Origin of the sequence: Tenacibaculum caenipelagi (assembly GCF_004363005.1) — a bacterium.
Lineage (GTDB): Bacteria > Bacteroidota > Bacteroidia > Flavobacteriales > Flavobacteriaceae > Polaribacter > Polaribacter caenipelagi.
In genome coordinates this window covers 121807-148091 of the sequence record NZ_SNYH01000004.1, presented here as the reverse complement: position 1 = coordinate 148091, position 26285 = coordinate 121807, and the positions used below count along the sequence as shown (strand labels likewise).

The window sequence follows — 26285 nt, the reverse complement described above, 5'->3', positions numbered from 1 at the left end:
TATATATTGCGCTATTTTAGCCAGTGCAATTTTAATAATTAATTTGATTTAAAATATCCTTTCATTATTCCGCGATGTGAATCTTTGATAAACTGGATAATCTCATCACGCTCTGATGTTGCTTCCATCTCAGCCTCAATAATGTCTATCGCTTGAGAATTGTTATAATTTTTTTGGAATAAAATTCGATATATATCTTGAACTTCTCTAATCTTTTCAGTAGTAAAACCTCTTCTTCTTAATCCAACCGAATTAATTCCTACGTATGATAATGGTTCTCTTGCAGCCTTTACAAATGGAGGCACGTCTTTACGAACCAATGATCCACCTGTAACAAAAGCATGATTTCCTACAGAAGCAAATTGATGCACCGCTACCATACCTGCTAATACCACATTATCTCCAATTGTAACATGCCCTGCTAAAGTTGAATTATTTGAAAAAATACAATTATCTCCCACTTTACAATCATGTGCAATATGACAATACGCCATAATTAAACAATTATCGCCAATAACTGTCTTCATTCTATCTGAAGTACCTCTGTTAATAGTAACACATTCTCTTATCGTAACATTGTCTCCTATTTCTACTATAGTATCTTCATCATTGAATTTTAAATCTTGAGGAATAGCAGAGATTACAGCTCCTGGAAAAATTCTACAATTTTTACCGATGCGCGCACCTTCCATTATAGTTACATTAGAACCAATCCATGTTCCTGAGCCAATTTCTACATTTGCATGAATAGTTGTAAAAGGCTCAATAACTACATTTCTAGCTATTTTTGCTTGAGGGTGTACGTACGCAAGTGGTTGATTCATATTATTTTACTTTTGAAATTTGTGCCATTAATTCAGCTTCACATACCAATTTTCCATTTGCGTATGCGTAAGCTTGCATATGAGCAATACCTCTTCTTATAGGGGTAATTAGTTCACTTTTAAATATTAATGTGTCTCCAGGTAATACTTTTTGTTTGAATTTAACATTGTCCATTTTCATGAAATATGTTAAATAATTTTCTGGATCTGGAACTGTATTTAACACTAAAACTCCTCCACATTGTGCCATTGCTTCTACTTGAAGAACTCCTGGCATTACAGGTGCTCCAGGAAAATGTCCTACAAAGAAATTTTCATTCATAGTAACATTTTTCATTCCAACCACGTGCTTATCAGATAACTCAATAATTCTATCAATCAATAAAAAAGGAGGTCTGTGAGGTAAAATATCCATTATTTTATGGATATCCATTAATGGTGGTTTATTTAAATCATAAGAAGGAATATTATTTCGTTTTTCCTTTTTAATGATTTTAGACAACTTCTTTGCAAATGTTGTATTTACTAAATGTCCTGGTTTATTTGCTATTACCTTACCTCTGATACGGGTACCTATCAGTGCTAAATCACCTACAACATCTAACAATTTATGACGTGCAGCTTCGTTAGCCCAATGTAATGTTAAGTTATCTAAAACTCCGTTTGGTTTTACGGTAATATTATCTTTATTAAAGGCTTCTTTAAGTTTTTCCATTGTATTGTCTGATAACTCTTTATCAACATAAACAATAGCATTGTTTAAATCACCTCCTTTAATCAAATCATTTTCAAGCAGCATTTCAATTTCATGTAAAAAACTAAATGTTCTTGCTGCTGATATTTCTTCTTTGAAATCTGAAATTGTATTTAATGTTGCATTTTGAGTTCCAAGAATTTTAGTTCCAAAGTCTACCATAGTGGTAATTTGGTACTCATCAGATGGCATTATAATAATCTCACTACCTGTTACTTCATCTTTATATGAAATTACTTCTTTAATAACATACTCTTCTACTTCAGCTTCTTGTTCTACTATACCTGCTTTTTCTAAAGCTTCTACAAAAAACTTAGATGAACCATCCATAATTGGCGGCTCAGAAGCATTAATTTCAATAAGTAAATTATCAATATCTAAACCTACAGCAGCTGCTAATACATGTTCTGAAGTTTGTATTTGAACTCCATTTTTTTCAAGGTTTGTTCCTCTTTGTGTATTTGTTACATACTCAGCTTTTGCTTCTATTACTGGTTCACCTTCTAAATCAACGCGTTTAAAAGCAAATCCGTGGTTTTCTGGTGCTGGTTTAAAAACCATTGTAACTTCATTACCAGTATGTAATCCTACACCTGATAACGTAACTTCGTTCTTTATTGTTTTTTGTTTCTTACTCATCATTTATTTTTTGAGCATTCAACTCTTTTTCTATTTTATGTATTGTAGATGCTAACTTTGGTAAGTTTTTAAAAAGCACATATGATTTACTGTAATCTGAATAACCAAATGCAGGAGAGCCTTGCACTACTTCATTGTCTTTTAAGCTTTTTCCTATTCCTGACTGGGCTTGTATTTTCACATTATCTCCTATAGTTATATGACCAACAATTCCTACTTGTCCACCAATCATACAGTTTTCTCCTATTTTAGTTGACCCTGCAATTCCTGTTTGAGAAGCGATTACCGTATTTTTTCCTATTTCAACATTATGAGCTATTTGTATTTGGTTATCTAACTTTACTCCTTTACGAATAATAGTTGAACCTAAAGTTGCTCTATCGATAGTTGAATTAGAACCAACATCAACATTATCTTCTATTATAACATTTCCTATTTGTGGTATTGCTTTGTATTCTCCATTTTCATCTGGGGCAAAACCAAAACCATCGGCACCGATTACTGTTCCTGAATGAATTTTACAATTCTTACCTATAACTGTTTCTGAATATAATTTTACACCAGAAAAAACAACGGTATTATCACCAATAGTAACATTGTCTCCTATGTAAGTATTAGGATATATTTTCACATTATTTCCTAATACTACATTTTCTCCTATATAAGCATAAGCTCCTATATATTCATTATCACCTATAGTAACAGAATCAGCAATAAAATGAGGATTTTCTCTTCCTACTTTATTATTTTTAACTTCATTGTAAAACTCTAATAATTTCGAAAATGATTTATATGCATTTTCTACCTTTATTAAAGTTGTCGCAATTTCCTTTTCAGGAACAAAGCTCTTATTAACAATAGTTACCGAAGCCTCTGTTGTATATATAAAGGAGTTATATTTAGGGTTTGACAAAAAGGTTAAAGAACCTGTTGTGCCTTCTTCTATCTTAGAAAGTTTAGATACTTCAGCATTTGGATCTCCTACAATCTCTCCTTCTAAAATATCGGCTATTTGTTTTGCTGTAAATTTCATTAAGTGCAAAAGTAATTATTTTTGTTTAATTACCTCTTGTTATAGTCTGTTTTCAAAAATAAACTACATTATTTTTTTAGGATAACACAAAAAATATTTCACTACTGGTTTTGTTAAAGCTTTAAGGTTTAGTTGATCTGACGCTTTAGCTATATCTTTTAATTTGCCTTTTTTAGAATATATTTTTATAGGCTTATTCGTGTTATATGCTTGATGTTCTATCTTATCGGAAAAAACAAAGTACTCCGCTTCTTTTTCGTCAATATTTAGTAAACTCTGAAGCTTCATGCATTTTTTACCGATATACTTATTGGTAAACGGTTCTTCTTGAATCTCCACTTTTAAAAGATTTCTATCAATAATCATTCTCGCTAATGTAGAAAGTACTAAATCTTCATGATTTTTCCACTCTTTAATCGCAGAAAGAATATCATAATCATCTAACTCAGAAAATATTTGTAGCGTTTTTTTAGAAAAATTCTCTTTTGTAATTGGAGTATATAAAAAATATTTTAGCGATGTACTTGCTGGCAATTCAACATTTTTCATGGCCAACTCTTTAGCTCTTTTTAATATATTTACTAAAACATTTTCTGCAACTAACCCTGTTTTATGTAAATACACCTGCCAATACATTAAACGGCGTGCTATAATAAATTTTTCTACCGAGTAAATTCCTTTTTGTTCAATAACTAACTCTTCATTTACAACATTCATCATTGCAATTAAACGATCTGAAGAAATATTCCCTTCTGCTACACCTGTAAAAAAACTATCCCTTTTTAAGTAGTCTAAACGATCTATATCTAATTGGCTTGATATTAATTGATATAAAAACGCTCTATCATATTTACCTTCAAAAATTTGAATAGCTAAGGTTAACTTTCCATCAAACTCTTCATTCAAAGCTTTCATAAACTTTAGCGAAATTTCTTCGTGTGTAATACCATTTACAATACTATGCTCTAATGCATGCGAAAAAGCCCCATGTCCTATATCGTGTAATAAAATTGCAATATATAAAGCATTTGCTTCATCATCTGAAATTTCAACATTTTTCATTCTTAAAACACGTACAGCTTTTTGCATTAAATGCATACAACCAATTGCATGGTGAAAACGTGTGTGATTGGCACCAGGATATACTAAATTTGATAGCCCCATTTGTGTCACTCTACGTAATCTTTGAAAGTACGGATGCTCTATAATATCAAAAATTAATGAGTTAGGAATAGAGATAAATCCATAAATAGGATCGTTAATAATCTTCAATTTGTTTGTTTTTGGCATCTGTAAACTGTATAAATCCTTGAATTTTAAGCAAAAAAATCATAATTTATCTACAAAACCAAATTAACAAGAGTTTAATTAACGTATTTTTAGCTTTTATAAACACAACAAAACTATTTTTAGCCGTTATTTAAGTAGAAAATTAGATAAAAATTATGATGAGAAACATACACATTTTGTGGGTTGATGATGAAATAGATTTACTAAAACCTCATATTATATTTTTAGAAAAGAAAAACTACCAGGTAACAACGTGTACCAATGGTACTGATGCTATAGATTTAGTTGAAAACAACAATTTTGATATTGTTTTTTTAGATGAGAATATGCCTGGTATTTCAGGGTTAGAAACTTTGTCTGCCATAAAACAAAAAAACGCAAACCTTCCTGTAGTAATGATTACTAAAAGCGAAGAAGAATATATTATGGAAGAGGCCATTGGCTCTAAAATTGCAGACTACCTAATTAAACCAGTAAACCCTAATCAGATATTATTAAGTTTAAAAAAGAATTTAGACCATTCTCGTTTAGTTTCAGAAAAAACTACTTCAAATTACCAACAAGAGTTTCGAAAAATTTCTATGGACTTAGCTATGGTAAATTCTTATGAAGAATGGATTGATTTATATAAAAAATTAGTTCATTGGGAGCTTGAGTTAGAAGACATTAATGATGCCGGAATGCTAGAAATTTTAGAGTCTCAAAAATCTGAAGCAAACTCTCAGTTTTTCAAATTCGTAAAGAAAAAATATCAAAATTGGTTAACAGGTGACGATAAACCAACTTTCTCTCATACGCTATTTAAAGATTACATAGTTCCTAACCTTTCAAAAGAGCAAGGAGTTCTATGGGTTGTAATTGATAATCTTCGTTATGATCAATATCGAGTTTTAGAGCCTTTTATTAATAATTATTATAAGAAAGAAGAAGAGCATTCATATTACAGTATTTTACCTACCGCTACCCAATATGCACGAAATGCCATATTTTCTGGATTAATGCCCTCTGAAATGGAAAAAAGACATCCAGATTACTGGAAAAATGATACAGAAGAAGGTGGGAAAAACTTATTTGAAGCTGAGTTTTTGGAAAGTCAAATTAAACGTTTAGGACTAAACATCAAGCATGAATATTACAAAATAGTTTCATTAAAAAGTGGAAAAGATTTAGCTGATAATTACAACGGAACAAAACAAAATGATCTGACTGCTGTAGTTTACAATTTTGTAGATATGCTTTCACATGCCAAAACCGAAATGGAAGTTATTAAAGAATTAGCTGGTGACGACAAAGCATACCGTTCATTAACCGTAAGCTGGTTTAAAAACTCTCCTTTGTATGAAATCATTCAAAAAGCACAAAAATTGGGTCAAAAGTTAATTATTACCACCGATCATGGTACAATAAACTGTAAACACCCAACTAAAGTAATTGGTGATAAAAATATCAGTTCAAATCTTCGTTACAAGACAGGTAGAAGTTTAAGTTATGAAGATAAAGATGTATATGCTGTTAAAAATCCAAAAGAAATATTTTTACCTTCAGTAGCTATTAATAGCCCTTTTATCTTCACAAAAGAAGATTTATTTTTTGCATATCCTAACAATTATAATCACTTTGTAAAATACTATAAAAACACCTATCAACATGGCGGAATCTCTTTGGAAGAAATGATTATTCCTTGTGCTGTTTATTCTCCTAAGTAAGCGAAAAGTAAATTTTATTAACAGGCATTTCTTCATTATTTTTGCTACTTATGAACAAAAACTATTCACTTAACGAATTAACCGCAATAGCAAAAGAAATTATTGCTACTGCTCCTCATAAAATATTACTTTTTTATGGAGAAATGGGAGTTGGTAAAACTACCTTAATAAAAGAAATATGTAAAGTTTTAGGGGTTGAAGATATTGCCAGCTCTCCTACTTTTTCTTTAGTTAATGAGTACAAAACCAATAAAAACGAAACAGTTTACCATTTTGATTTTTATCGTATAAATAATGAAGAGGAAGCCTACGATATGGGTATTGAAGATTATTTACACAATAATAATTGGTGTTTAGTAGAATGGCCTGAAAATGTTAAAAATTTATTACCTTTAGATACTGTCGCTATATCAATTAGCTTACTAGAAAATGGTCTACGAAACATTCAATTAAAAACAAACTAACTAAATGGGTTCTATCTCACCTTTTACCAAAGAGCAGTTAATGCCACAAACCGAAATGCTTGAAATTAAAAAGCAAAAAGGCGAACTTTTTATAGGGTTACCAAAAGAAACTCACTTTGAAGAAAAGCGTATTAGTTTAACCCCTGATGCCGTTGCTGCTTTAGTTGCGCATGGACATAGAGTGGTTATTGAAACTGGTGCAGGTGATGGCGCTAATTATAGTGACAAAGAATATTCTGATGCTGGAGCAAAAGTATCGTACGATGTAAAAGAAGCTTTTGCTTGTAATATTGTATTAAAAGTCGAACCTCCTTCATTGGATGAAATTCAAATGCTAAACCCTCAAACAGTTTTAATTTCTGCTTTACAACTAAAAGCACAAAATAAAAAGTATTTTGAAGCTTTAGCTAAAAGACGAATTACTGCGATTGCTTTTGATTATATTAAGGATGAACATGGTGTATACCCTATTGTAAAATCATTAAGTGAAATTGCTGGAATTGCTTCTATGCATATTGCTGCAGAACTTATGACGGCTTCTTATGGAGGTAATGGTTTGTTATTAGGCAACATTGGTGGAGTACCTCCTAGTGATGTTGTTATTTTAGGTGCCGGTACAGTTGGCGAATTTGCAGCTAGATCTGCAATTGGATTAGGAGCTAGAGTGAAAGTTTTTGACAACTCAATTACAAAACTAAGAAAACTTCAAAACTGTATATCTTCTCCTATATATACATCAACAATTCAACCTAAAACTTTATTAAAAGCTTTAATGCGTTGTGATGTTGCTATTGGAGCCATAAGAGGTAAAGATCGTTCACCTATAATTGTTACCGAAGAAATGATAGAACAAATGAAAGATGGTGCCGTTATAGTTGATGTAAGTATAGATAGAGGTGGTTGTTTTGAAACTTCAAAAATCACCACTCATAGTAAACCTACTTTTACTAACCACGGAATTATTCATTATTGTGTACCTAATATTCCTTCAAGGTATTCACGAACAGCATCGGTATCAATTAGCAATATATTTACTCCTTATTTATTAGAGATAGCTGAAGAAGGCGGTTTTGAAAATGCTGCTCGCTTTGACAAAAGTTTGCGTAACGGAATGTATTTTTATCATGGAATTTTAACCAACAAAACGGTAGCTGACTGGTTTGACCTTCCTTACAGAGATATTAATTTATTAATTTTATAAGTATCATTTTCTTACTTTTGCTCCTCAATTATAAATTATGCAGTGGTTAAAACGTTTTGGGTATTACTTAGTTGGTTTAGCTTTAGGATCTATTGTTGTACTTTTCATTTGGAAAGGTAAAGATGTTTCTTTTGATTATGGTATGGATGCTCGTACCTTAAAAACTATTAGAATTAAAAAACGTTTGTTTTCTGACGAAGCACAACAAATATTAATAAATTCTAAAATTGACACTAGTACAATCTCTTCAATATTAACTCATGGTGATGTGAATTTTGGAAAGAGTAAACCACGTGTAAAACCTTGTGCAGAATATTTTATTACCGGGAAAGATAGCTTAAAACATATAAGTTTATATGTTATACGATGTGATTCTACTACTACCATTGATAAAATTACAATAGATAACTAGCATTTTTTGTATTTGTCGTACACCATATACTAGTGACCCCTATTTTACATCTTATTCTAATGTAATTCCAATAAAAACAGAACGCAAGAGTTAAACCTCTTGCGTCCATATTTTTATCGTTTTTATATTCAGGCTTTTGAATTTATTATGTTTCGTCTAATGAAATCATCCAACTTACACCATACCTATCTTTTAACATTCCAAACTTACCTCCCCAGAAAACTTTTTCAAAAGGCATCATAACTGAGGCTCCATCTGAAAGTCCATTAAAAATTGCTACTGCTTGCTCTTCATCATCTGCACTTATACTAACTGCAAAATTGTTCCCGGAATTAAAAGTTTCTTTTTCATTAAAAAAATCCGATGCTTGAATTGTAATATCCCCAGCTACTAATGTAGAATGCATCGTTAAATCTAGTGCTTCTTTTGGTAAATTTTTACACAATTCCTCTGGTGCTTCTCTAAACGGCAATAACATAGTAATTTCACCTCCTAATACATCTGCATAAAAAGTCATAGCTTCTTTACAGTTTCCATTAAAATGCAAATACGTACTTGCTTGCATATTGTTTGTTTTTAGTTGGCAATTTCACTTGTGAATTTTATACGCATTAAACGCAACTCTTCATCGTCATAATCTCCATCAAACTCATCTAAAGCATCTTGAATTTTATCGGTTTCAGCCTCCATAAAATACTCATGAATCTCTTCTTGCTGATCTTCATCTAACAAATCATCAACTGCATAATCAATATTTAATTTTGTTCCAGAAAATACAATTGCCTCCATTTCCTTAATTAATTCAGGCATCTCTAAACCTTTAGATCTGGCTATATCTTCTAATGGTAATTTTCTATCTGTATTTTGGATGATGTATAACTTTAATCCAGAGTTAACCCCTGTGCTTTTAACAATTAAGTCATCAGGACGCATTACATCATTTTCCTCTACATACTTGGCTATTAATGCTACAAAATCTTTACCATATTTTTTTGCTTTACCTTCACCAACACCGTGAACTTTTGCTAATTCATCTAAAGTAATTGGATATTTAAGGGCCATATCATCCAATGAAGGATCTTGAAAAACAGCAAAAGGAGGTACTCCTAAACGTTTTCCTACTGTTTTACGAAGATCTTTTAACATCGTAACTAGCTTATCATCTACACCTCCACCAGCAGATTTTTCATTTGTGATAATCGTACCGTCATCTGAAGTTTCATACACATGATTTTCTGTCATCATAAAAGAAGTTGGATTTTTCAGAAACTCCTCTCCTTCTGGTGTTATTTTTAAAACGCCATATTGTTCTATCTCTTTTTTTATTAAATCTACAACTAACACTTGACGAATTAAAGCCATCCAATAATGGTTGTCTTTAGCTTTCCCTATACCAAAATAAGGTTGTTCATTCGTTTTATGAGAATTTAACAAAGCATTTTCTTTACCTATAATAGTATTCACTATTTCTTTAGGCTTATACATCTCATTAGTATCTTTTATAACTGATAATAATGTTACAACTTCATCCTTAGCTTCATGTTTTTTCTTTGGATTACGCATATTGTCATCCATATCAGCACCTTCTCCATTCACTTCATCAAATTCTTCTCCAAAGTAATGCAACAAATATTTACGCCTATTCATTGACGTTTCGGCGTACCCAACAACTTCTTGTAATAGTGCATGCCCTACTTCTTGCTCAGCAACAGGCTTATTAGCCATAAATTTTTCGAGCTTTTCAATATCTTTATATGAGTAGAATGTTAAACAATAACCTTCTCCTCCATCTCGCCCAGCTCTTCCTGTTTCTTGGTAATAGCTTTCTAAACTTTTAGGTATATCATGGTGAATTACGTAGCGTACATCTGGTTTATCAATTCCCATTCCGAAGGCAATAGTTGCTACAACTACGTCACAATCTTCCATCAAAAACATATCTTGATGTTTTACCCTAGTTTTAGCATCTAACCCTGCGTGATACGGAACAGCATTAATACCATTTACTTGTAAAACTTGTGCAATTTCTTCTACCTTTTTTCGGCTCAAGCAATAGATAATTCCAGATTTCCCTATTCGTTGCTTTATAAATCGAATGATATCTTTCTCTACGTCTTTTGTTTTAGGGCGTACTTCATAAAATAAGTTCGCTCTATTAAAGGATGCTTTAAACACATTAGCATCTGTCATACCAAGAGTCTTCAAGATATCTTCTTGAACCTTTTCTGTTGCAGTGGCAGTTAAACCAATAATAGGCACATTATCTATTTGCTTAATAATGTTACGCAAATTTCTGTATTCAGGCCTAAAATCATGCCCCCATTCAGAAATACAGTGCGCTTCATCAATCGCTACAAATGATATTTTTTGCTTTCGTAAAAAGTCAACATACTCTTCTTTAATCAGAGATTCTGGTGCAACATATAGTAGCTTAGTAATTCCTTCCTCTATATCCGATTTTACTTGCGTAACTTCCGATTTATTCAACGAAGAATTTAATACATGAGCTATTCCATGCTGTTCAGAAATCCCTCTAATGGCGTCAACTTGATTTTTCATCAAGGCAATTAAAGGCGATACTACAATTGCTGTTCCCTCTTTCATTAAGGCCGGTAACTGATAACAAAGTGATTTCCCACCTCCAGTTGGCATAATTACAAATGTATTCTTATTCTCTAATACACTGTTAACTACGTCCTCTTGCAATCCTTTGAATTGATTAAATCCAAAGATTTTTTTTAATGATCCATATAAATCCGTCTGCTCTTTATTCATCTTCTAATATCAAAAATTAAAAATGCTAGCTAATTTACAAAAATTCCGAACATTTGAAAGCAGAAACTTTCTTTTTATTAAAAAAGAATTTCTTCTTAAATATTCCTATTTTTACACTTTAAAATTTACTTAAAAACTTTTTTAACTTGAAAGACGCAAACGCTATTCTCTCAACCGCAAAAGAAACTATACTTTTAGAAAGTAATGCTATTGCTAATTTAGCAAATTTATTAGATAGTTCATTTACTAAGGCTGTTAATTTTATTTATAATTCTAAAGGACGAGTTATAGTAACTGGTATTGGTAAAAGTGCAAATATTGCTACTAAAATGGTAGCTACATTTAATTCGACAGGAACCCCTGCAGTTTTCATGCATGCAGCAGATGCCATTCATGGTGATTTAGGAAATGTACAAGATGATGATGTTGTTATTTGTATTTCAAAAAGTGGAAATACTCCTGAAATTAAAGTTTTAGTACCTTTAATTAAGAATTCAAAAAACAAAATTATTGCTATTACAGGAAACCCTGATTCTTTTTTAGGAAAAAATGCTGACTTTTTACTGAACTCATATGTTGAAAAAGAGGCTTGCCCTAACAATTTAGCTCCTACAACTAGCACAACCGCACAATTAGTATTAGGTGATGCTTTAGCTGTTTGTTTATTAGACCTTAGAGAATTTAGCAGTAGTGATTTTGCTAAATATCATCCTGGAGGAGCTTTAGGAAAACGTTTGTATTTGCGTGTCTCTGACCTAACCCAAAACAACGAACTACCAAAAGTAAAGAGTACTGATAAGGTGACCAAAGTGATTGTTGAAATTTCTGAAAAACGTTTAGGTGTCACAGCTGTTGTAGATAACAATGATAAAATAACAGGAATTATTACTGATGGTGATATTCGTAGAATGTTAAGTAAAACTACGAAAATTGACGAACTTAGAGCTGCTGATATTATGAGTACTACACCAAAAACAATTGATGTAGATGCAATGGCTGTAGAAGCTTTAGAGACTATGGAGAATAACAATATCACACAAATTTTAGTTACCGATGTAGACAATAACTATGTAGGTGTGGTTCATTTACACGATTTAATAAAAGAAGGAATTTTCTAAGATGGCAGAGAAAGAAATGTCTTTTTTAGACCATCTTGAAGAATTGAGATGGCATTTAGTAAGAAGTTTTGCTGCAATTTTTATTGTAGCAATTGTTATTTTTGCTAACATTAACTTTGTTTTTAACGAGATTTTATTAGCGCATTTAAAGCCTGATTTTGCCACCTATAAATTCTTTTGTAAAACCTTTTCTGCAATTGGAATAGATAGTAATTTTTGTAATATTACTTTTAAGCAAACACTACAAGCTTTAAATCCTACACAGCAGTTAATGACAGGAATTTGGTCTTCTTTAATCTTAGGTTTTGTAGTTGCCTTTCCTTATATTTTATGGGAGTTTTGGCGTTTTATAGCTCCTGGTCTTCACGAAAGTGAAAAAAGAAACTCTAAAGGATTTATTTTTACCTCTTCTTTCTTATTCTTTTTAGGAATCTTATTTAGTTATTATGTTATTTTACCTATGTCTGTATATTTCTTTTATAATTTTGAAATCTCAGATGCTATTGAAAATAATTTTAAACTAGAAGCATATATTAGTCTTATAACAAATACTTTACTTGGAGTAGCTATATTTTTTGAGCTTCCTGTAGTAATTTATTTCCTTTCTAAAATAGGATTGATTTCTCCTGAATTTTTAAGAAAATACCGTAAACATGCACTAGTTTTAGTATTAGTTTTATCAGCAATTATTACACCTCCAGATGTGGCCAGCCAAGTTATTGTCTCGGTACCCATCATGATTTTATATGAAATGAGTATTTATGTCTCAAAGTTCGTAATTAAAAAACAACAAAAAAATGTCACAAAAAGTCCAAGAGTTTAATGAGTATCGTGCTAAAATGAACGAGAAAATTTTAGCAGCAGACAACAAGGTTATAAAACGTATTTTTAATTTAGATACTAATGCCTACGCAGAAGGGCATTTACCAGTAAAAACAAAAGAGCTATTAGGGTTAGTTGCTTCAGCTGTATTACGTTGTGATGATTGTATCGCATATCATTTGGAAACTGCCTATAAAAACGGGGTTACCAAAGAAGAAATGATGGAAACGATGAGTATTGCTACATTAGTTGGCGGTACCATAGTTATTCCTCATTTACGAAGAGCAGTAGAATTTTGGGAAGCTCTAGAAGAAAATAGTTAACAAATTATTAAACCGTTAGCTTACAGTTTTGTACTATTTTAGCGGCATCAGTTAGTAAAACATACATGAAATTAAGAGCAGATAACATACAAAAAATTTACGGTAGTAGAAAAGTTGTAAAAGGTATTTCATTAGAAGTAGAACAAGGTGAAATTATCGGATTATTGGGTCCTAACGGAGCTGGTAAAACAACTTCATTTTACATGATAGTAGGGATGATTAAACCAAATGATGGGCATATTTTTTTAGATGATGAAGAAATCACTACCGATGCAATGTACAAACGTGCTCAGAAAGGAATTGGTTATTTAGCACAAGAAGCTTCAGTTTTCAGGAAATTATCGGTTGAAGATAATATCATGTCGGTTTTAGAATTTACAGATAGAACCAAAACTGAAAGAAAACAACGTTTAGAAGAACTTATTGATGAATTTAGCCTAGGACACGTTCGTAAAAACCGTGGTGATTTATTATCAGGTGGTGAACGTCGTAGAACTGAAATAGCTCGTTGTTTAGCTTCTGATCCTAAGTTTATTTTATTAGATGAGCCTTTTGCTGGGGTAGATCCTATTGCTGTTGAGGACATTCAAGGAATCGTTGCCCAATTGAAAAATAAGAACATCGGAATTTTAATTACTGATCACGATGTGCAAGCTACATTAGCTATTACTGACAGAACCTATTTAATGTATAACGGTAGCATTTTAAAAGAAGGAACTCCTGAAGAATTAGCCGAAGATGAAACTGTACGTCGTGTGTACCTCGGTAAAGATTTTGAGCTAAAAAAGAAAAAATTCAATTAGAATAATCTTTCGAATAACATCATAAAAAAACACGCTAATTAGCGTGTTTTTTATTTTTATCCTTAAAAATAAATATTATAATTTCTTTTCTAATTACGATGAAACTCTTTTATCTGAATTATTTACTATAGATAGCACCACATATGAAAGAATAATTAGAGGTATAGCTACTATTTTCAATGTCACTAATAATACTACAGACAATGCTAAAAACACATATTTAATGACATTATCTTTAAAAGAGAAATTTTTAAATTTCAATGAAAACAAAGGAATTTCGGCATTCATCAAATAAGTAAATAGTACTGTAATTATAATCAAAAAGTACGGGTTTAAAATCAAACCTACTAGAAACGAATCCTTTGCATATTCTACAATTAAAGGCAATGAAATCACAAACAAACTCATTGCTGGGGTTGGCACCCCAATAAAACTTTCAGATTGACGTTCATCAATATTAAACTTTGCTAAACGATATCCTGCTCCTAAAGTTAATATTAATCCAATATAAGGTAGGTTACTCCCTGTAGCTCCATACATATCTATTCCAAAATAACCTACTGCATCAACATTTAAAGCGTTTATTAAAAGCTGCATCATTACAATTCCAGGTACTACTCCACTTGTCACCATGTCTGCTAAACTATCCAGTTGCTTTCCTAATTCGCCTTGTACATGTAACATTCTAGCTGCAAAACCGTCAAAAAAATCAAAAACAATTCCAGTCATCACCAAAATTGCCGTGGCAAAAAAATCTCCTTTAATCGCAAAAATAGTAGCAATTGTACCACACAATAAGTTTCCTAAGGTTAATAAATTTGGAATATATTTTTTGACATTCATAGTACTCATAATTTACAGCTAAAATAAGAAATCATTTGATGAGTTTTACATTTTCGCTATTTTTTGTCATATTTGTTTAAAATGCTATAACGAAATATTATGCCTATTATTTCAGATATATTTTCACCGATTTTCCCTTTTAAAAATGCACATTTCAGCACGGTATATCGCCCTTTATTCATGAAAGACACGATTAATTACCTACGAAAAAGAATTACTACATGGGATGCTGATTTTATCGATTTAGATTTTTCTATCATTGGTTCGGAAACTTTAGTACTATTAATTCATGGGCTGGAAGGAAGTTCACAATCAAATTACATGATCACCACCTCTAATTATCTTAATGAAATTGGTTTGGATACTGTTTGTATGAATTTAAGAGGTTGTAGCGAAGAAGATAATTTACTTTTAGAAACTTATCATAGTGGAAAAACTGATGATGTTCATTTTATTATTCAACACCTGCAAAAAAATTATCAATATGATAATATTGTTATTGTTGGTTTTAGTTTAGGAGGTAACTTAACATTAAAATACTTAGGCGAGTTTAATAACATTCCATCTATCGTAAAAGGGGGAATCGCTGTTTCTGTTCCTATTGACTTAACATCTTCTCAAGCAGAGTTAAACAAACTAAAAAACAAGATTTATATGAATGAGTTTTTACGTACCATGAAGTTAAAACTCTTACAAAAAGCTGAAAAGTTCCCAGAATTTAAACTCGATAAAGAATTATTATTTAAGGCTAGTAAATTTCGACACCTAGAAAAACAATATACAGTTCCTGTTTTTGGCTTTAAAAGTTCTGAAGATTATTGGGAAAAAGCAAGTGCTAAACCTTTCATTCCTGAAATAAAAGTACCGACACTACTTATAAATGCATTAGATGACACTTTTTTATCAGAGGAATGTTATCCTTTCAAAGAAGCAAAGGAAGTTAAAAACTTTCATCTATTAACCCCTAATTATGGTGGTCATGTTGGTTTTTTGACTTCATTTTCTAACGATGATAATAAATGGTTAGAACAACGTATTTCAAAATTTATTCAAGAAACTATTGGAATAAAGACTTAAACAATAACCTCAAAAATACATAGTTATATTAATCGGATTTATGATATTTGTAAATACCTATATCAATCTTGTTAGATTTATACGATGATTAAAAAATACGCTTTATTTTTCCTTTGTTTATTGAATATCTATGTTAGTTTTTCTCAAAAGACCAATACACTGGGTTTATCTAAATTTTCTCAAATTAGTATTATAACTTCAGGGCCAGGGGAAGCGTTGTACGAAAAATTTGGGCATACCGCCATTAGAGTAAAAGACCCTGTTTTACAACTAGATTTAATATATAATTACGGTATTTTCGATTTTGACGATCCTAATTTTTATTTAAACTTCACCAAAGGGTTTATGAAATATAAATTGGCTCGTTATCCTTTTTATTTATCCTTAAAGAGCTCACAAGAGGATGAACGTTGGGTTAAAGAACAAATCTTAAATTTAACGCAACAACAAAAAAATGAGTTTTTTCAATTTTTAGAAACAAATGCTGAACCAGAAAACGCAAGCTATTTTTATGATCCTTTTTTTGACAATTGTGCTACCAGACCTCGTGACATTGTTCAAAAAGTGGCAGGTGATAATTTAATATTTAAAGATGATTTTGTTTCTGAAAGTTTATCGTTAAGACAATTAATGAATAAAGAAATTAATCCAAATACTTGGGGGAGTTTAGGTATAAATATTGCTTTAGGAAGTAGGTTAGATAAAACCGCTACTCCTATAGAATATTTATACTTACCTGATTATGTTTTTGAAGCCTGTAAAGCTTCAAAAATTATTAAAGATGGAAAAGAAGAAAACCTAGTACAAAAAACAAATGTATTGTTAGATTTTGAAGAAAAACAATCTAAAAGCGATGCTTTTAGTCCTTTTCTTGCTATTTTATTATCCTCATTATTAGGGTTATGTATAACTTACAAAGACATAAAAAACTCCAAAAGAACCATATGGTTGGATTTCTCTCTACTTTTTATAACAGGAACATTAGGGTTGTTAATTGTTTTTTTATGGTTCTTTACCAACCACTCAACCGCACCTAATAATTTTAATTTTTTATGGGCTTTCGCTCCAAATATACTTGTAGCTTTCTTCTTATTGAAAAAAAATCCGCCAAAGTGGATTCATTTTTACATCAAAATTTTATTAGTTTTTTTAGCTCTGACTCCAATAGTATGGCTTACCAAAATACAACTATACACCTATCCTATGATTCCTTTATTTGCACTATTAGGAATGCGTTATTGGTATTTACAAAAAACTTTGAAGTGCTAATTCATAGCCTTGTAGCCCAAATCCAAAAAGAACTCCTTTAGCATTAGGTGCTATATAACTCACATGACGAAATTCTTCTCGAGCATGTATATTTGAAATATGCACTTCTACTACTGGTGTTTCAATAGCTTTAACTGCATCACCAATTCCTACAGAGGTATGCGTATAAGCAGCAGCATTTAATATAACACCATCATAATCAAAACCCACTTCATGTAATTTATTAATCAACTCTCCTTCAACATTAGATTGATAATACTCTAATTCAATATTAGAATGTTTACTTTTTAACTCTTTAAAAAAATCTTCAAAAGAGTTTGATCCGTAAATAGTTGGTTCACGCTTTCCTAATAAATTTAAATTAGGTCCGTTGATTATGATTATTTTTTTCATTTGGTATGTTTCTACAAGGTAAAAATAGTTTTTTTTAAATTTTCTTGTATAAAAAAAGGAAGCAAAATTGCTTCCTTTTAAAGTTTATTTTTTGAGTGCTTCTTAGAAGTGTAATGCAAAACCAATGTTTAATTGGAACACATTATTATCTTCAGCATCTCCAATACCATAATTATATCTTAAACCTGGCTCTACACTTACATTATCTCCTAAGAAGATAGCATAACCTCCTTGAATACCTAACCACATTGGCGAAGCCCCAGTAACGCTATATCCAGATAAATCAGCTTGTACAGGAATCATACTATTGATATAATACTTAGCTCCAACCTTATAAGAAAAGGCTTCACTATTATCATTATAACCTAAACCTGCTTTAATAGCCAAATCATCAGCAATAAAATAACCTCCTTCTGCACCAACACCCCAAGAAGTATTTCCATCACTAGAAGCTAAATAAAATCCTGTGTTAGCTATATGACCTGCACCAAAACCTGTATTAGTTTCAATTAACCACTTTCCTTTTTCTGTTTGTCCGTTAGCTTCTTGTGCATTAGCTGTAAAACCTGTAGCAACCATAGCAATTACTAATAATAATTTTTTCATAATTTTTAATTTTATAATTTTATTTTTGAGCGGCGAAAATAATTCTATTTTTTTATTTTTTAATTATTTTTTTTCCAAAAAAACACGCCTTTTTTATAATGAACTGGAAACAAGCTACATCAGATTATGTTAATTTTTTAAAAATTGAAAGAGGTCTTTCTAAGAACTCAATAGATAGCTATCAAAGGGATGTAAAAAAACTAGCTTTGTTTCTTGAAAATTTAGATGCCATTCCTTCTCCGATATACATAACTCAAGAAAACGTTCAACAATTTATTTACGAAACCAGTAAAAAAATCAATGCCCGTAGTCAAGCTCGATTAATTTCTGGACTTCGTAGTTTTTTTGATTTTTTAGTTTTTGAAGATTATAGGAAAGATAATCCTACCGATTTAATTGAAAGCCCTAACATTACTCGAAAACTTCCAGATACATTAGAAAAGGAAGAAATTGATGATTTAATTGCTGCTATCGACTTAAGTCATCCACAAGGAGAGCGCAATAAAACTATTATTGAGACCATATATAGTTGTGGACTTCGTGTAAGCGAACTCATTAATTTACAACTATCAGATTTATTTTTTGATGAAGGTTATATTCGTATTCTAGGAAAAGGTGATAAATACCGATTTGTTCCAATACATATTACAACTATACAAAGATTAAACTTCTATATTGATGAGATTAGATCTGAAATTACTCCAAAAAAAGAAGACGAAGATATTGTTTTTTTAAACAGAAGAGGAAAGCGACTCACACGTCAAATGATTTTTATTATTCTAAAAGAATTAGCTTTAAAAATTAACCTTAAAAAAAGTATCGGTCCACATACGCTTAGACATTCCTTTGCTACATACTTGCTAAAACATGGTGCTGATTTACGTGTTATTCAACAATTATTAGGGCACGAAAGTATTACTACGACTGAAATTTATGTGCATTTAGATAACAGCTATCTTAAAAAAGTTATTGAATTACATCACCCTAGAAGTAATTTTAATTTAAAAGAGGAAGAAGAATAAACGAAACTATTGGGTACAAAAAAAGGCAAGCTACCTACATCACACCGCTACGACCTAATACCCTTGCTGCGTTCCCGCCCTGGGGGATTCAAAGGGAGCTGGTTGTGTAGGACTTGCCGATGCAAATTTACAATCATTTTTTGATAAAAAACAACATTTTTTCTATAAAAAAACTGTAACATTTCTAAGTTTTTGAATACTAATAGTTTGTTACTTATATTTTTTACTTTCTAACTGTATTAAATAAACGTAATATTAAAAAGAATATATTTGTATCACTAACTAAATTCATACAATGGAAAATCAAGTAAACAGTAAAAACATTATTTTAAATTACGGGTTAATTTATGGAGGGGCTATAGTTTTAACTAACCTTATAATTTACGCTTTAGGAATGACTTTCGATACTGTAGGTGGAATAATTAACATGGTTGTATTAGCTGTATGTATTATTGCCTTCCCAATTTTAGCTATTAAAAAATTTAAAAAGAATAATAATTCTTTTTTAACTTGGGGAGAAGCTTTAAAAATAGGTATTGGTGTCATTACTGTTGGCGCTTTAATAAGTATTGTCTACAGTCATATTTTTACTGGTCTTATTGAACCAGATTTCTATAACCAATTAAATGAACTCCAAACTCAAAAGTTATTAGATGCTGGCTTAACAGACGAACAAACTGATAATCAACTAGCTATGCAATCTAAATTTCAAGGAACTCTTATTGGAGATGCTTTAGGTTTTTTATTTTACATTTTTCTAGGATTTGTAGTCTCAGCTATAACTGGTGCTATTATGAAAAAAACAGAAGAAAACCAATATTAAAAACCATTTAAAAAAATAAAAAGTTTCAAGGAAACTTAATACTTTGTAACTTTACCTTTTTTAATATTGAAAATATTATCATGGATATATCGGTAGTAATACCACTTCTTAACGAAGAAGAATCTTTACATGAATTACACGATTGGATTGCAAAAGTTATGCAATCCAATCGGTTTTTATATGAACTTATTTTTATAGATGATGGTAGTACAGACACTTCCTGGAGTGTTATTGAAGAATTATCGGTAAAAAATAAATCTGTTAAAGGACTTCGCTTTCAAAAAAATTATGGAAAATCTCAAGCTTTAGATGCTGGCTTTGGCTTAGCTCAAGGACGTGTGGTAATTACCATGGATGCTGACTTACAAGATAGTCCTGATGAAATTCCTGAACTATATCGTTTAATCACTGAAGATAATTTCGATTTAATTTCTGGATGGAAGAGAAAACGCTACGACAATGTCGTTACTAAAAATATTCCATCTAAACTGTTCAATTGGGCAGCTCGAAAAACATCGGGATTAAAATTACACGACTTTAATTGCGGTTTAAAAGCCTACAAAAATGAAGTTGTTAAAGCAGTTAGAGTCAGTGGAGAAATGCATCGATATATTCCTGTATTAGCTAAAAATGAAGGGTTCAATCGTATTGATGAAAAAATAGTACAACACCAAGCTCGTAAATATGGAATTACCAAGTTTGGTATGGATCGTTTTATTAATGGTTTTCTTGATTTAATTACTATTTCCTTTCTTTCAAAATTCGGAAAACGTCCCATGCACTTTTTTGGCCTATGGGGGACTTTAATGTTTATTTTTGGTTTTTTATCTGCCTTCTACATTGGAGTTATGAAAATATACCATCTTTCAGCAGGTGTTAAAACAATATTAGTTACTAGTAACCCTTGGTTTTATATAGCTCTAACCTCTATGATTTTAGGTACTTTATTATTTTTAGCTGGCTTCTTAGGTGAACTGGTTATTAAGAGCAATCCACAACAGAAACATTACAAAATAAGAGAACAATTGAATTTTTAAACCCGTACTTTTGTACGTTTTTTAATTTGATACATGAAAGAGATTTTAAACAACGCTAAACAGTGGCTTTCTGACACCTTTGATTCTGAAACACAACAAGAAATTCAGCAATTAATCAATACCAATGCTGAAGATTTAGCTGACCGATTTTATAAAAATTTAGAATTCGGAACAGGTGGAATGCGTGGTATTGTAGGTGCAGGCACCAATCGAATCAATAAATACACTTTAGGTAAAGCTACTCAAGGATTGAGTAATTATTTACACAAAACATATCCAACTAAAGAATTAAAAGTTGCTATCGGTTACGATTGTCGTCACGATAGTGAATGGTTAGCTAAAGTGGTTTCTAATGTACTATCCGCAAATAACATTCAAGTCTTTTTATTTGAAGATATGCGTCCGACTCCAGAATTGTCTTTTGCAGTAAATCATTTAGGGTGTGACGCAGGAATTGTGTTAACAGCTTCACATAACCCACCAGAATATAACGGATATAAAGTGTATTGGAATGATGGTGGGCAAATTGTACCTCCACAAGACACTGAAATTATCAACGAAGTAAACTCGTTAGCTTTTTCTGAAATCAATTTCAATGCAAATGAAGAATTGATAACTTCTATCGGAAACGAAATTGATGAAGCTTTTTGGAAAGCTTCTTTAGCTAACGGAACTTTTGATATAAAAGGACGTGAAGATTTAAAAATTGTATTTACTTCGTTACATGGAACATCTATCAAGTTAATTCCTGAAGTTTTAAAACGTGCAGGATATACACAGGTTCATATTGTTGAAGAACAAGCTACACCTGATGGTGATTTTCCTACTGTTGAATCTCCAAACCCTGAAGAACCAGCAGCTCTTAAAATGGCAGTTGATTTAGCTAATAAAATTGATGCTGATATTGTATTAGGAACAGACCCTGATTCGGATAGAATTGGAATAGCTGTTAGAGATTTAGATGAAAACATGACCTTGTTAAACGGAAATCAAACTATGAGCATGATGACCGATTTTTTAATCAACGATTGGAAAAAACAAGGAAAATTAAACGGAAAACAATTTGTAGGATCCACGATAGTTTCTACCAATTTAGTCAATGAAATTTCAGATTCTTATGGGGTTGAAACCAAAGTTGGTTTAACAGGTTTCAAATGGATAGCAAAAATGATTAAAGACCACCCAGAACTTGATTTTATTGGTGGTGGTGAAGAAAGTTTTGGTTATATGGTAGGTGATTTTGTGCGTGATAAAGATGCGGTTACCTCTGCCCTACTTGCTTGTGAAATTGCAGCTGATGCAAAAGCCAATAATAGTTCTTTCTATGAAGAATTATTGAACTTATACACACGTCATCATTTATACAAAGAACACCTCATTTCTTTAGTAAAAAAAGGAATGGACGGTGCGCTACAAATCAAACAAATGATGGTTGAGTTACGTAACACCCCATTAACTGAAATAGATGGTGCCAAAGTTGAATACCTATACGATTATCAATCTTCAATAAGAAAAAATTTACTAACTGGTGAAGAGACTACCCTTGATATCCCTAAATCAAACGTATTAATTTACCAAACTGAAGATGGAACTAAAATTGCTGCTCGACCAAGCGGTACTGAACCAAAAATTAAATTTTACTTTAGTGTTAAGAGTAAATTAAATGATATATCAAATGCTAAAGAAGTAGAAAAAGAGCTTGACACTAAAATTCAACGTATTATTAAAGAATTAAACCTATAATGGACTATTTTAAAAAGATTATTAGATATGCTATTCCGTACAAAAAATATGGATTTTTAAACATACTTTTTAATATCTTATATGCCTTTTTTTCTACACTTTCTTTTTTGGTATTAATGCCAATGCTAGAAGTTATATTTAAACCAACAGCTCCTAAAGTAACAACCGAGCCTACATTTAAAGGAATTGCTGATACTATAAATTATTTTAAAGAGTTTATTTCATACCATATTACAAATATAGCTGGAGATGATAAATCAAAAGCCTTAATGGTAGTTGTTGGCTTAGTCATTGTAACTTTCTTCTTTAAAAATATCTTTAATTACTTAGCCATGTACTTTATTACTTTTTTAAGAAATGGTGTTTTAAAAGATATTCGAAACGATTTATACAAAAAAACTATAGAGTTACCTATCTCTTATTTTTCTGAAAAGAGGAAAGGAGATACTATGGCACGTATTGGTACTGATGTATTGGAGATTCAGCATTCTTTTTTATCAATATTACTCATGATTGTTAGAGAACCTTTAACGATTATATTTACCATAGTTGCTATGGTTTTAATTAGCGTTAAACTAACCATCTTTGTTTTTATTTTTATTCCTATATCTGGTTATGTAATCTCTTTAATAGGTAAAAGTTTAAAAAGAAAATCTGATAGTGTTCAAAAAGAACAAGGGTATTTTTTATCATTGCTAGAAGAGACCTTGGGAGGTTTAAAAGTTATTAAAGGTTTTACTGCTGAAAAAGAATTTCAAAAAAAGTTTGAAGCTTCAACTAGTCGTTTTTATCATTTTTCAAACACTTTGGTTAATCGTACCAATCTCTCAAGCCCCGCCAGCGAATTTTTAGGTATTGGAGTAATTGCTGTATTACTTTGGTATGGAGGTAGGTTGGTTTTAATAGATGGCTCTCTAAACGGTGAAGATTTTATCGCTTATATGGGATTAGCTTATAATATTTTAACTCCAGCAAAAGCTATTTCAAAAGCTAGTTACAGTGTTAAAAAAGGAAATGCTGCTGCTGAACGTGTTTTAGAAATTTTAGAAACTGAAAACCCTTTAAAAGATGCTCCGAATGCTATTGATAAAAAGACTTTTGATACTGAAATAGCAATAGAAAATGTATCTTTTAAATACGAAGATAATTATGTTTTAAAAGATTTTTCTTTAACTATTCCTAAAGGAAAAATGGTTGCTTTGGTTGGACAATCTGGAAGTGGAAAATCTACTATCGCTAATTTATTAACTCGCTTTTACGATGTTAATAAAGGGGCTATCAAAATAGATGGAACAGATATAACAAACATTAAAAAACATTCACTACGTCAACTAGAAGGCTTAGTTACTCAAGATTCTATTTTATTTAACGACACTATAAAAAACAATATCACTTTAGGTATTGAAGGTAAGAGTGATGAAGAAATTATTGAAGCTGCTAAAATTGCCAACGCACACGAGTTTATAAAAGATCTACCTAATGGTTATGACACCAATATTGGTGATAGCGGAAATAAACTTTCAGGTGGGCAAAAACAACGTTTGAGTATTGCCCGTGCAGTACTTAAAAACCCTCCAATAATGATTTTAGACGAAGCAACTTCCGCTTTAGATACAGAGTCTGAAAAGTTAGTACAAGATGCATTGGAAAAAATGATGCAGAATAGAACCTCTGTAGTTATTGCGCACCGTTTATCTACTATTCAAAAAGCGGATATGATTGTTGTTATGCAAAAAGGAAAAATTGTTGAGCAAGGAACTCATGAAGAACTCATATCTAAAAGTGGAACTTATAAAAAGCTTGTAGAAATGCAATCTTTAGGATAATAAATAAAAAAGAGAAGCTAATGCTTCTCTTTTTTATTTATTTATTATCTTTCTTTATTATTGATTCAATTTTAATCCTAATTGTGCTCCCTTTTCTAACATAAACTGATACGAAGCATCGTGCTCATTTGGAATTTTACCATCTAAGATAGCTTCTTTTATTGCTTCTTTTATCTGACCAATTTCTCTACAAGGTTGTAAGTTGAAAGTTTTCATGATTTCTTCTCCAGTGATTGGAGGTTGGAAATTACGAACTCTATCGCGCTCTTCTACCTCTTTAATTTTTTCACGAACAATTTCAAAATTTTTATGATAACGCTTAAATTTCTTCGGATTTTTAGTCGTAATATCTGCTTCACACAAAGTCATCAATGACTCTACATCATCACCTGCATCAAAAATTAATCGACGAACAGCAGAATCAGTTACTTCACTTGCTAAAACTATCGGACGAGAGCTTAACATCACCATTTTTTGAACAAATTTCATCTTATTATTCAATGGCATTTTTAAGCGTTTAAACAATTTATGCACCATTTTTGAACCTACAAATTCGTGAGAATGAAAAGTCCAACCTATTTTTTTGTGATAACGTTTGGTTGGTGCCTTACCTATATCGTGCAACAATGCTGACCAACGAAGCCAGACATCTTCAGTATTTTTAGCTATGTTATCAACTACTTCTAAAGTATGATAAAAATTATCTTTATGTTTTTGTCCTTCTACCTCTTCTACCCCTTTTAAAGCAATTAACTCTGGTAAAATTCTCTCTAATAACCCGGTTTTTTCTAATAACAAGAAACCTAGAGAAGGTACTGGAGATTCTAAAATTTTATTCAGCTCAACTACAATACGCTCGCGAGTAATAATATCTATTCTAGAAGCATTTTTTGTAATTGCGTTTAGTGAGTGTTCTTCTATTTTGAAATTTAATTGAGTAGCAAATCGAATAGCACGCATCATACGTAACGGATCGTCAGAATAAGTAATATCTGGATCTAACGGAGTTCTAATAATTTTTGCTTCTAAATCTGCAATTCCCCCAAAAGGATCAAGTAACAATCCAAAATCATCTTTATTTAAACTCAATGCTAGTGCATTAATCGTAAAATCTCTTCGGTTTTGGTCATCTTGTAAAGTTCCTTCTGAAACTTCAGGGTTTCTACTATCTTCAGAATACGACTCTTTACGCGCCCCAACAAACTCTATTTCTACGTCCTGAAAACGTAACATTGCTGTTCCGTATGTCTTAAACACCTGAACTTTAGGTTTATTAGGTAGTAATCCTGCTACCTTTTGAGCTAACTCTATACCGCTACCTACTGCCACTACATCAACGTCTTTGGCTGTTCCTCGTTCTAAAATAAAATCACGTACAAACCCGCCAATTACATAGCTTTCTAGTTGTAATTCGTTAGCTGCTTGGGATATATATTGAAATATTTCTGCGGAAATTGCTTCCTTAAAATATTGTTCTTGCAT

General features: G+C 31.3%; 25 protein-coding genes and 1 other RNA gene. 15 read left to right on the top strand and 11 right to left on the bottom strand.

Going from position 1 to position 26285, the window contains the following annotated elements:
• Positions 1–38: 38 nt before the first annotated feature.
• From lpxA to DFQ07_RS09460, 4 genes are all read right to left on the bottom strand, one after another.
• Positions 39–824 carry an acyl-ACP--UDP-N-acetylglucosamine O-acyltransferase gene (lpxA, locus tag DFQ07_RS09475; RefSeq protein ID WP_133536198.1) on the bottom strand — a complete coding sequence of 262 codons (786 nt, stop codon included), beginning with the start codon at positions 822–824 and terminating at the stop codon, positions 39–41.
• Between the two features lies 1 nt (position 825).
• A complete protein-coding gene (locus DFQ07_RS09470; RefSeq protein ID WP_133536196.1) occupies positions 826–2217 on the bottom strand; it encodes a bifunctional UDP-3-O-[3-hydroxymyristoyl] N-acetylglucosamine deacetylase/3-hydroxyacyl-ACP dehydratase in 1392 nt (463 codons plus the stop codon).
• Positions 2210–3250, bottom strand: coding sequence for a UDP-3-O-(3-hydroxymyristoyl)glucosamine N-acyltransferase (gene lpxD, locus DFQ07_RS09465; protein ID WP_133536194.1), 1041 nt, complete (start codon positions 3248–3250; stop codon positions 2210–2212). The genes DFQ07_RS09470 and lpxD overlap by 8 nt, the downstream gene beginning before the upstream one ends.
• 63 nt (positions 3251–3313) lie before the next feature.
• Positions 3314–4540 carry an HD domain-containing protein gene (locus DFQ07_RS09460; protein WP_133536192.1) on the bottom strand — a complete coding sequence of 409 codons (1227 nt, stop codon included), beginning with the start codon at positions 4538–4540 and terminating at the stop codon, positions 3314–3316.
• Between the two features lie 158 nt (positions 4541–4698).
• On the opposite strand from DFQ07_RS09460, the gene porX reads away from it, so the two are divergent.
• From porX to DFQ07_RS09440, 4 genes are read left to right on the top strand one after another with little or no spacing between them, the layout of a single operon-like run.
• Entirely contained in the window at positions 4699–6246 is a 1548-nt protein-coding gene (gene porX / locus DFQ07_RS09455) for a T9SS response regulator signal transducer PorX (RefSeq protein ID WP_133536772.1), read from the top strand.
• 50 nt (positions 6247–6296) lie between these two features.
• Positions 6297–6710 (top strand): tRNA (adenosine(37)-N6)-threonylcarbamoyltransferase complex ATPase subunit type 1 TsaE, encoded by a 414-nt coding sequence (gene tsaE / locus DFQ07_RS09450; RefSeq protein WP_133536190.1) that lies wholly within the window; start codon positions 6297–6299, stop codon positions 6708–6710.
• Positions 6711–6714: 4 nt separating this feature from the next.
• On the top strand, positions 6715–7911 hold the full coding sequence (locus DFQ07_RS09445; protein WP_133536188.1) for an alanine dehydrogenase: 1197 nt from the start codon (positions 6715–6717) through the stop codon (positions 7909–7911).
• 37 nt (positions 7912–7948) lie between these two features.
• The gene (locus DFQ07_RS09440; protein WP_133536186.1) at positions 7949–8323 is read left to right on the top strand and encodes a DUF4258 domain-containing protein; all 375 of its coding nucleotides are present in this window, start codon (positions 7949–7951) and stop codon (positions 8321–8323) included.
• 145 nt (positions 8324–8468) lie between these two features.
• On the opposite strand, the gene DFQ07_RS09435 is transcribed toward DFQ07_RS09440, so the two are convergent.
• Positions 8469–8888: a VOC family protein gene (locus DFQ07_RS09435; RefSeq protein WP_133536184.1), complete on the bottom strand. Its 420-nt coding sequence runs from the start codon at positions 8886–8888 to the stop codon at positions 8469–8471.
• An 11-nt stretch (positions 8889–8899) separates the two neighbouring features.
• Entirely contained in the window at positions 8900–11098 is a 2199-nt protein-coding gene (locus DFQ07_RS09430) for an ATP-dependent DNA helicase RecQ (protein WP_133536182.1), read from the bottom strand.
• A 146-nt stretch (positions 11099–11244) separates the two neighbouring features.
• Here DFQ07_RS09430 and DFQ07_RS09425 point away from each other — a divergent pair, with 146 nt between their 5' ends.
• The 4 genes from DFQ07_RS09425 (at position 11245) to lptB (ending at position 14164) form a co-directional block, all read left to right on the top strand.
• Entirely contained in the window at positions 11245–12216 is a 972-nt protein-coding gene (locus DFQ07_RS09425; RefSeq protein WP_133536180.1) for a KpsF/GutQ family sugar-phosphate isomerase, read from the top strand.
• Position 12217: 1 nt separating this feature from the next.
• Complete coding sequence (gene tatC, locus DFQ07_RS09420) at positions 12218–13039, top strand: twin-arginine translocase subunit TatC (RefSeq protein WP_133536178.1); 822 nt, start codon at positions 12218–12220, stop codon at positions 13037–13039.
• Positions 13014–13361 carry a carboxymuconolactone decarboxylase family protein gene (locus tag DFQ07_RS09415; protein WP_133536176.1) on the top strand — a complete coding sequence of 116 codons (348 nt, stop codon included), beginning with the start codon at positions 13014–13016 and terminating at the stop codon, positions 13359–13361. Before tatC ends, DFQ07_RS09415 begins: the two co-directional genes overlap by 26 nt.
• 65 nt (positions 13362–13426) lie before the next feature.
• Complete coding sequence (gene lptB / locus DFQ07_RS09410) at positions 13427–14164, top strand: LPS export ABC transporter ATP-binding protein (protein ID WP_133536174.1); 738 nt, start codon at positions 13427–13429, stop codon at positions 14162–14164.
• Between the two features lie 93 nt (positions 14165–14257).
• On the opposite strand, the gene DFQ07_RS09405 is transcribed toward lptB, so the two are convergent.
• On the bottom strand, positions 14258–15007 hold the full coding sequence (locus DFQ07_RS09405; RefSeq protein WP_133536172.1) for a CDP-alcohol phosphatidyltransferase family protein: 750 nt from the start codon (positions 15005–15007) through the stop codon (positions 14258–14260).
• A gap of 99 nt (positions 15008–15106) precedes the next feature.
• Between DFQ07_RS09405 and DFQ07_RS09400 the strand changes: the two genes are divergently transcribed.
• Both DFQ07_RS09400 and DFQ07_RS09395 read left to right on the top strand, forming a co-directional pair.
• Positions 15107–16084, top strand: coding sequence for a YheT family hydrolase (locus DFQ07_RS09400; RefSeq protein ID WP_133536170.1), 978 nt, complete (start codon positions 15107–15109; stop codon positions 16082–16084).
• Positions 16085–16168: 84 nt separating this feature from the next.
• Complete coding sequence (locus DFQ07_RS09395) at positions 16169–17353, top strand: lipoprotein N-acyltransferase Lnb domain-containing protein (protein WP_133536168.1); 1185 nt, start codon at positions 16169–16171, stop codon at positions 17351–17353.
• On the opposite strand, the gene aroQ is transcribed toward DFQ07_RS09395, so the two are convergent.
• Positions 17330–17746 (bottom strand): type II 3-dehydroquinate dehydratase, encoded by a 417-nt coding sequence (gene aroQ, locus DFQ07_RS09390; RefSeq protein WP_133536166.1) that lies wholly within the window; start codon positions 17744–17746, stop codon positions 17330–17332. The genes DFQ07_RS09395 and aroQ overlap by 24 nt on opposite strands.
• Before the next feature lie 102 nt (positions 17747–17848).
• Positions 17849–18352, bottom strand: a complete 504-nt coding sequence (locus DFQ07_RS09385; protein WP_133536165.1) for a hypothetical protein — start codon at positions 18350–18352, stop codon at positions 17849–17851.
• 98 nt (positions 18353–18450) lie between these two features.
• Between DFQ07_RS09385 and xerA the strand changes: the two genes are divergently transcribed.
• A complete protein-coding gene (gene xerA, locus DFQ07_RS09380) occupies positions 18451–19374 on the top strand; it encodes a site-specific tyrosine recombinase/integron integrase (protein WP_133536163.1) in 924 nt (307 codons plus the stop codon).
• Positions 19375–19394: 20 nt separating this feature from the next.
• Here xerA and ffs read toward each other — a convergent pair.
• Positions 19395–19493, bottom strand: an RNA gene (ffs, locus tag DFQ07_RS09375) — signal recognition particle sRNA small type.
• A gap of 176 nt (positions 19494–19669) precedes the next feature.
• On the opposite strand from ffs, the gene DFQ07_RS09370 reads away from it, so the two are divergent.
• The 4 genes from DFQ07_RS09370 to DFQ07_RS09355 all read left to right on the top strand — a co-directional run bounded on the left by DFQ07_RS09370 (position 19670) and on the right by DFQ07_RS09355 (position 24803).
• Positions 19670–20197, top strand: a complete 528-nt coding sequence (locus tag DFQ07_RS09370; RefSeq protein WP_133536161.1) for a DUF4199 domain-containing protein — start codon at positions 19670–19672, stop codon at positions 20195–20197.
• 80 nt (positions 20198–20277) lie between these two features.
• Positions 20278–21234 carry a glycosyltransferase family 2 protein gene (locus DFQ07_RS09365; protein ID WP_133536159.1) on the top strand — a complete coding sequence of 319 codons (957 nt, stop codon included), beginning with the start codon at positions 20278–20280 and terminating at the stop codon, positions 21232–21234.
• Between the two features lie 33 nt (positions 21235–21267).
• Positions 21268–22977 carry a phospho-sugar mutase gene (locus DFQ07_RS09360; RefSeq protein WP_133536157.1) on the top strand — a complete coding sequence of 570 codons (1710 nt, stop codon included), beginning with the start codon at positions 21268–21270 and terminating at the stop codon, positions 22975–22977.
• On the top strand, positions 22977–24803 hold the full coding sequence (locus DFQ07_RS09355) for an ABC transporter ATP-binding protein (RefSeq protein ID WP_133536155.1): 1827 nt from the start codon (positions 22977–22979) through the stop codon (positions 24801–24803). The genes DFQ07_RS09360 and DFQ07_RS09355 overlap by 1 nt, the downstream gene beginning before the upstream one ends.
• A gap of 57 nt (positions 24804–24860) precedes the next feature.
• On the opposite strand, the gene DFQ07_RS09350 is transcribed toward DFQ07_RS09355, so the two are convergent.
• Positions 24861–26285 (bottom strand): CCA tRNA nucleotidyltransferase, encoded by a 1425-nt coding sequence (locus DFQ07_RS09350; protein WP_133536153.1) that lies wholly within the window; start codon positions 26283–26285, stop codon positions 24861–24863.

What these genes read in the sequence shown, in the direction of transcription:
- lpxA (WP_133536198.1), bottom strand. Translation starts at nt 824, where the DNA reads ATGAATCAACCACTTGCGTACGTACACCCTCAAGCAAAAATAGCTAGA.
- DFQ07_RS09470 (WP_133536196.1), bottom strand. Translation starts at nt 2,217, where the DNA reads ATGAGTAAGAAACAAAAAACAATAAAGAACGAAGTTACGTTATCAGGT.
- lpxD (WP_133536194.1), bottom strand. Translation starts at nt 3,250, where the DNA reads ATGAAATTTACAGCAAAACAAATAGCCGATATTTTAGAAGGAGAGATT.
- DFQ07_RS09460 (WP_133536192.1), bottom strand. Translation starts at nt 4,540, where the DNA reads ATGCCAAAAACAAACAAATTGAAGATTATTAACGATCCTATTTATGGA.
- porX (WP_133536772.1), top strand. Translation starts at nt 4,699, where the DNA reads ATGAGAAACATACACATTTTGTGGGTTGATGATGAAATAGATTTACTA.
- tsaE (WP_133536190.1), top strand. Translation starts at nt 6,297, where the DNA reads ATGAACAAAAACTATTCACTTAACGAATTAACCGCAATAGCAAAAGAA.
- DFQ07_RS09445 (WP_133536188.1), top strand. Translation starts at nt 6,715, where the DNA reads ATGGGTTCTATCTCACCTTTTACCAAAGAGCAGTTAATGCCACAAACC.
- DFQ07_RS09440 (WP_133536186.1), top strand. Translation starts at nt 7,949, where the DNA reads ATGCAGTGGTTAAAACGTTTTGGGTATTACTTAGTTGGTTTAGCTTTA.
- DFQ07_RS09435 (WP_133536184.1), bottom strand. Translation starts at nt 8,888, where the DNA reads ATGCAAGCAAGTACGTATTTGCATTTTAATGGAAACTGTAAAGAAGCT.
- DFQ07_RS09430 (WP_133536182.1), bottom strand. Translation starts at nt 11,098, where the DNA reads ATGAATAAAGAGCAGACGGATTTATATGGATCATTAAAAAAAATCTTT.
- tatC (WP_133536178.1), top strand. Translation starts at nt 12,218, where the DNA reads ATGGCAGAGAAAGAAATGTCTTTTTTAGACCATCTTGAAGAATTGAGA.
- DFQ07_RS09415 (WP_133536176.1), top strand. Translation starts at nt 13,014, where the DNA reads ATGTCACAAAAAGTCCAAGAGTTTAATGAGTATCGTGCTAAAATGAAC.
- lptB (WP_133536174.1), top strand. Translation starts at nt 13,427, where the DNA reads ATGAAATTAAGAGCAGATAACATACAAAAAATTTACGGTAGTAGAAAA.
- DFQ07_RS09405 (WP_133536172.1), bottom strand. Translation starts at nt 15,007, where the DNA reads ATGAATGTCAAAAAATATATTCCAAATTTATTAACCTTAGGAAACTTA.
- DFQ07_RS09400 (WP_133536170.1), top strand. Translation starts at nt 15,107, where the DNA reads ATGCCTATTATTTCAGATATATTTTCACCGATTTTCCCTTTTAAAAAT.
- DFQ07_RS09395 (WP_133536168.1), top strand. Translation starts at nt 16,169, where the DNA reads ATGATTAAAAAATACGCTTTATTTTTCCTTTGTTTATTGAATATCTAT.
- aroQ (WP_133536166.1), bottom strand. Translation starts at nt 17,746, where the DNA reads ATGAAAAAAATAATCATAATCAACGGACCTAATTTAAATTTATTAGGA.
- DFQ07_RS09385 (WP_133536165.1), bottom strand. Translation starts at nt 18,352, where the DNA reads ATGAAAAAATTATTATTAGTAATTGCTATGGTTGCTACAGGTTTTACA.
- xerA (WP_133536163.1), top strand. Translation starts at nt 18,451, where the DNA reads ATGAACTGGAAACAAGCTACATCAGATTATGTTAATTTTTTAAAAATT.
- DFQ07_RS09370 (WP_133536161.1), top strand. Translation starts at nt 19,670, where the DNA reads ATGGAAAATCAAGTAAACAGTAAAAACATTATTTTAAATTACGGGTTA.
- DFQ07_RS09365 (WP_133536159.1), top strand. Translation starts at nt 20,278, where the DNA reads ATGGATATATCGGTAGTAATACCACTTCTTAACGAAGAAGAATCTTTA.
- DFQ07_RS09360 (WP_133536157.1), top strand. Translation starts at nt 21,268, where the DNA reads ATGAAAGAGATTTTAAACAACGCTAAACAGTGGCTTTCTGACACCTTT.
- DFQ07_RS09355 (WP_133536155.1), top strand. Translation starts at nt 22,977, where the DNA reads ATGGACTATTTTAAAAAGATTATTAGATATGCTATTCCGTACAAAAAA.
- DFQ07_RS09350 (WP_133536153.1), bottom strand. Translation starts at nt 26,285, where the DNA reads ATGCAAGAACAATATTTTAAGGAAGCAATTTCCGCAGAAATATTTCAA.